The 6,189-nt window shown below is 59.2% G+C and carries 3 protein-coding genes; all 3 read right to left on the bottom strand.

The annotated features are described in order from the left end of the window. Positions 1–501: 501 nt before the first annotated feature. The 3 genes from msrA to aceF all read right to left on the bottom strand — a co-directional run bounded on the left by msrA (position 502) and on the right by aceF (position 6,166). The gene (gene msrA / locus IV01_RS05725; protein ID WP_032630548.1) at positions 502–1,164 is read right to left on the bottom strand and encodes a peptide-methionine (S)-S-oxide reductase MsrA; all 663 of its coding nucleotides are present in this window, start codon (positions 1,162–1,164) and stop codon (positions 502–504) included. A 220-nt stretch (positions 1,165–1,384) separates the two neighbouring features. Beyond that, positions 1,385–4,078, bottom strand: coding sequence for an EAL domain-containing protein (locus IV01_RS05730; protein ID WP_032630547.1), 2,694 nt, complete (start codon positions 4,076–4,078; stop codon positions 1,385–1,387). A 438-nt stretch (positions 4,079–4,516) separates the two neighbouring features. Further along, the gene (gene aceF, locus IV01_RS05735) at positions 4,517–6,166 is read right to left on the bottom strand and encodes a dihydrolipoyllysine-residue acetyltransferase (RefSeq protein WP_032630546.1); all 1,650 of its coding nucleotides are present in this window, start codon (positions 6,164–6,166) and stop codon (positions 4,517–4,519) included. Positions 6,167–6,189: the final 23 nt, after the last annotated feature.

Below are 6,189 nucleotides of genomic sequence, written 5' to 3'. Positions count from 1 at the left end.
GGTATGAGCGCCATCAATTCTGCGGTGTGACGCCCGACGCCTTCCCGGCTAAAGCCGGTCCCACGACACAACCCGACGTGGGACCGGCTTCAGCCGGGAAGAGGCCGGTATGAGCGCCATCAATTCTGCGGTGTGACGCCCGACGCCTTCCCGGCTAAAGCCGGTCCCACGACACAACCCGACGTGGGACTGGCTTCAGCCGGGAAGAGGCTGGTATGAGCGCCATCAATTCTGCGGTGTGACGCCCGACGCCTTCCCGGCTAAAGCCGGTCCCACGACACAACCCGACGTGGGACCGGCTTCAGCCGGGAAGAGGCTGGTATGAGCGCCATCAATTCTGCGGTGTGACGCCCGACGCCTTCCCGGCTAAAGCCGGTCCCACGACACAACCCGACGTGGGACCGGCTTCAGCCGGGAAGAGGCCGGTATGAGCGCCATCAATTATGCGGTGTGACGCCTGACGCCTTCCCGGCTAAAGCCGGTCCCACGACATGAACTGGCTTAATTCCCCGCCAGACTCGGTGGCATGCACACGCCCGTCCCACCAATCCCGCAATAGCCCTGAGGATTCTTGGCCAGGTATTGCTGGTGATACGCTTCGGCGAAGTAGACGGTCGGGGCCTGGTCGATTTCGGTGGTGATCTCACCCAGTCCGGCTTTGCTCAGCTCCGCCTGATACACCGCTGCGCTGGCCTTCGCTGCAGCCAGTTGTTCCGGGTTGGTGCAGTAGATCACCGAGCGGTATTGAGTGCCGATGTCATTGCCTTGGCGCATACCTTGGGTTGGGTTGTGCAGTTCCCAGAACTGGGTCAGCAGTTCGTCATAGCTGACCTTCTCAGGTTCGTAGACCACCAGTACGACTTCGCTGTGGCCGGTCAGGCCTGAGCAGACTTCTTCGTAAGTCGGGTTCGGCGTAAAGCCACCTGCGTAGCCAACCACTGTGCTGACCACTCCTTCTTTCTGCCAGAAGCGACGTTCAGCGCCCCAGAAACAACCCAGGCCGAAGATCGCGAATTCCACATTGCTGGTAAACGGGCCTAGCAGCGGGTTGCCGTTGACGAAATGGGTTTCGGGCAGGGACATAGGTGTTTCGCGACCGGGAAGTGCCTGGTCGGCGGTAGGGAGTACGTTTTTGTTCACGAGTATTTCCGAGCGTAGAGCCATGAGCCAGTTCCTCTTGATTGCAGGTGGTTCAGGACGAATGTGATGGCTGAAGACAACTCAAGATCCGTGGGAGCGAGCTTGCTCGCGAAGAGGCCAGTACACCCGAAGAAACTCTGCCGACAGAAGCGCCGTCTTCGCGAGCAAGCTCGCTCCCACAGTTCAGGAACCGAATTTTAGAGGAAGCTAGTGTGCCCGATATAACCGGACACAGGAAAGCCTGTCAGGCCAACGGCCCGCGTGGGTAGCGGCGCAGTTTTTCGATCAGTTCATGGCCGGGGATGGGTTTATCGAACAGATAACCCTGGCCCACATCGCAGCGATGGCGACGCAGGAACGCCAGTTGGGCAGCGGTTTCGATGCCTTCGGCCACGACTTTGAGCTTCAGGTTGTGGGCCATGGCGATCACGGCCGAGGTGATTTCCATATCGTCCTGGTCATCCGGAATATCGCGGATGAAGCTGCGGTCGATCTTAATCACATCGATGGGGAATTTCTTCAGATAACTGAATGACGAATAGCCGGTGCCGAAGTCATCCATGGCCAGCGACAGGCCCATTCTCTTCAAAGAGTCCAACTGCTGGCGGGTGTCTTCGGTGGCCTCGAGCAGGAGGCCCTCGGTCAGCTCCAGCTCCAGCAGCGATGCATCCAACTGTTCGTCCTTGAGGATGGCCGCAATCGCGCTCACCAGTTCGGGATCGGAAAACTGCTTGGGTGAAACGTTGATCGCGACCTGCAGGTTGCCGAAGCCTGCGGCGGTGAGTTGCTTGCTCATCCGGCAGGACTCGCGTGCGACCCATTTGCCGATAGGAATGATCAGGCCGGTCTCTTCGGCAACGCTGATGAACTGGTCTGGCCGGATCATGCCTTTTTCCGGGTGATTCCAGCGCAACAGGGCTTCCATACCCAGCAGGCGGCCGCTGAGCAGGCACAGCTTGGGCTGATAAAAGACTTCCAGTTCGTTCTGGGTCAGGGCCCGGCGCAGGTTGTTCTCGACGAACAGCTTGTAGCTGGCTTCGGCGTTGAGGGCTTCGGTAAACACCTGCACCTGATGTTTGCCGTTGGCCTTGGCTTTGTGCAGCGCCAGGCCCGCGTTCTTCATCAGGGTCTGCGGATCCCTGCCATGCAAGGGGGCACAGGCCAGGCCCACCGAGCCGGTCACGCTGATCAACTGGTTATCGACGAAGATTGGCTTGTCCAGGGTAGCCAGCACCTGGCTGGCAATGCTTTGCCCAGCTTCCAGGCTGGTCTGGTCCAGCAATACCGCGAATTCGTTACTGGCGAAGCGCGCCAGAATGTCGCTAGGGCTTAGTGTATTGCGCAAGCGTCGGGCAAGGCTGATCAGCAGCTTATCGCCGGTCTGGTGGCCAAGGCTGTCGTTGATGCGCTTGAAGTTATCGATGTCCACCAGCAGCAGGCTCATCGGCGTGTCGCTGTCCCGGGCAAAACGCTCGTCCAGGTTGCGGATGAACGCCGGACGGTTACCCAGGTTCGTCAGGTTGTCGGTATAGGCCAGACGCTCGATACGCTGCTGCGCCAGCTTGGTCTGAGTGATGTCTTCATAGATGCCGATGTAATGGGTCAACTCGCGGTTGTCGCCATAAACCTTGGAAATCGACAGTTGGCCCCAGTACGGTTCCAGGTTTTTCCGCCGGCTTTTGAATTCGCCCTGCCAACTGTTGGTTTTGGCCAGGCTGGAGTTGGCGTCTTGCAGCAGATCGCTGAGGTTTTCCAGAGCTGGCAGCGATGAGAGCTTGTGCCCGTGGACCTCATCGGTGGTGTATTGGGTAATGGCCGTGAAACTCGGGTTCACGTATTCCACCAGTCCGTTGCAGTCGACCAGCATAAACGCACTGGCGCTCTGCTCGACGGCCCGCTGGAAAAGATGCAAGGCGCTGGTAGCGGTGCGTCGCGTCTGGTTGTTGATGACTTGTGCAAACTGATCGGCAAGTTCGCCGGCAAACGCGATCTCATCAGACTGCCAGCCCCGGGGCGCGCCGGTTTGCTCGAGGCAGAGTACGCCGACCACTTGCCCATCGATGCGAATACTGGCGTCGAGGATCGCGCTGATATCCCGGGGCTTGAGGCTGGATGCCATCTCGCGGGTGCGGGGGTCAAGCTGGACGTCATGGGCGTCGATGGCGCGGCTGTTGTGCAGCGCTTCGAGGTAGCTCGGGTAGAGACTGATGTCGATGGGCAGCGGTAAGCAGTGTTCCTTGCTCTCGCGGCTATATTCGGCAATGGGATCAAGTCGCTGACCGTTGAGGTTCCACATGCTGGCGCTGGCGATGTCGTAAATCTCGCACGCGCTTTTGGTGATTAGCTCTGCGGCTTCCTGCAGCGCATTGTTGGTGCTGTAACGCTGGCGGGCCAGGTGCAGGATCAAGTTTTGTTGTGCGCGGACCCGCTCAAGATGTTCGAGCTGTTCCTTTTGCGCACGCTGGTTGAGTTCCAGAGCGATTTGCAAGCGGGAGTTCTGGGTTTCCAGATCGGGACTGGAGGTCAAAACGCTTTCGCTAGACAGACCATCGACCACCAGCAGATAACCGCGCAACAAATGACGATTGTGCTGTTTGTAGCCTTCGCCTATTTCAATGACAGCAAGCGGGCCATGGGCGGTGTGCAGGGTGTAATGCACGGTGTAATGGTGCGCCACTGAAAGCTGCGACTGAATGACATCGTGGACTTGATAGCGGGCCTCAGGCTCCATGAGGCTGGCGTAAGGCGACCCCAGCAAGGCACAAAGCTCCACGGCGGCCAGGCCGAACTGTTTTTCACAGTTGGGATCGAGATAAAGCAGCGCCCAATTGGCTTCATTCAGCCGTTCGAAACGCAGCATGCCGAGCCGCGAAGGCACCGGCAATTGCGTCACTACCTCGGCTGCCGTTCTAGCGACAGCATCAGGTTGGCTCTTCATGAATGAAACTCGCTTCCAAAATACTGAGCGCGTGCGGGGCGGGGCCCTTCCTGCATCGCGTATGGCAAGGTTGCATCATGCAGCACTGGCTGACAAGGGAGCAGGATGGCTTAGTGCTATAAATGTTTCGGCGGAAAGCGAGAGTTCTGTACCCCATCTGACACAAACTCTCTAAATCAATGATTTAAGAGATTTCAGGGTGGCCGTTGATCAATGGTATTTCGCTGAAAATTGAGAAGTGAGTAGCAAAAAAAAGCCCCGCCAGATTGGCGGGGTTGAGGTCGAGCGGTTTGGCTCGGTGAAACTGGTCGCTGCGACGCAAATACCTGTGGGAGCGGATTCATCCGCGAAGGGGGCGGCACATCAGACAAGTCAGTGTCTGACAGACCGCTTTCGCGAATAAATTCGCTCCCACAGAGGGCAATGCAGCTCTAAGCCTTACAACAAGATCGTGCGGATATCAGCCAGCAGGTCGCTCAGGCGCTTGGTGAAGCGCGCGGCGGCTGCGCCGTTGATCACGCGGTGATCGTAGGACAGCGACAGTGGCAGCATCAGCTTCGGCTGGAAGGCTTTGCCGTCCCAGACTGGCTGCATGGTTGCCTTGGAGACACCCAGGATCGCCACTTCAGGCGCATTGACGATCGGCGTGAAGCCGGTACCGCCGATGTGACCGAGGCTGGAGATAGTGAAGCATGCGCCCTGCATCTCGTTGGCCGACAGCTTCTTGCTGCGTGCTTTCTCGGCCAGTACAGCGGCTTCGGCAGCGAGTTGCAGCAGGCTCTTCTTGTCGACGTCCTTGATGACCGGGACCAGCAGACCTTCCGGAGTGTCCACGGCGAAGCCGATGTTCACGTATTTCTTGCGGATGATCGCTTTGCCGCTTGGCGCCAGGGATGCGTTGAAGTCCGGCAGTTCCTTGAGCAGGAAGGCGCATGACTTGAGCAGCAGAGGCAGGATGGTCAGCTTGACGCCCGCTTTCTCGGCAACAGCTTTCTGCGCAACGCGGAAAGCTTCCAGATCGGTGATGTCGGCCTGGTCGAATTGCGTAACGTGCGGGATGTTCAACCAGCTGCGGTGCAGACCGGTGGCGCCCAGTTGCATCAGGCGGGTCATCGGCACTTCTTCGATTTCGCCGAAACGGCTGAAATCGACTTCCGGAATTGGCTGGATGCCCATGCCGCCGCTTGCGCCGCCAGCTGGAGCTTCCTTGGCCTTCTGCATCATGGTCTTGACGTAAACCTGCACGTCTTCTTTCAGTACACGGCCGTGTGGGCCGGTGGCGGTCACGGCGCTCAGCTCAACGCCGAACTCACGGGCCAGCTGGCGAACCGCCGGGCCTGCGTGAACCTTGGCGCCGTCTTTGGCAGGCGCAGCAGTCTGGGCCGGAGCAGCGGCCGGAGCCTCTGCTTTTGGCGCAGGCGCGGCAGCCGGTGCAGCTTCAGACTTGGCCGGTGCAGCAGGGGCCGCAGCAGCTTGAGCGGGTGCAGCAGCAGGCGCAGCGCCGGCTACTTTCAATTTCAGGATCAGGTCGCCGGTGCCGACTTCGTCTTCCAGCTTGACGAGGATGGCTTCGACAACGCCGGCAGCTGGAGACGGGATCTCCATGCTGGCCTTGTCGGACTCCAGAGTGATCAGCGATTGATCCGCGGTAATGGTGTCGCCCACCTTGACCATCAGCTCGATGATCTTGGCTTTGCCCGACGAACCGATATCCGGTACGTGGATGTCCTGCACGGTTTCAGCAGCGGCAGCAGCCGGCTCGGCAGCAGGTGCCGGAGCCGCTTCAGCTGGCTTCTGCGCAGCCGGTGCAGCAGCGGCCGGAGCAGCAGCTTCAGCCGGAGCTGCGGCTGCTTCGCCTTCAACTTCAAGCTCGAACAGCTCGTCGCCTTCTTTCAGGCGATCGCCCAGCTTCACTTTCATGGTCTTGATGACGCCAGCCTTGGGAGCAGGGATTTCCATGCTCGCCTTGTCCGACTCCAGCGTCAGGACGCTCTGGTCGGCTTCGATGCGATCACCGACCTTGACCATCAATTCAATGACTTCACCTTCACCGTTGCCGATGTCGGGTACGCGAATTAGCTCACTCACAATGTCTCTCCTTCGGAGAACCT

Origin of the sequence: Pseudomonas syringae, from assembly GCF_000737245.1 — a bacterium.
Classification (GTDB): domain Bacteria; phylum Pseudomonadota; class Gammaproteobacteria; order Pseudomonadales; family Pseudomonadaceae; genus Aquipseudomonas; species Aquipseudomonas syringae_J.
This window is presented reverse-complemented; position numbering and strand designations above follow the sequence as displayed.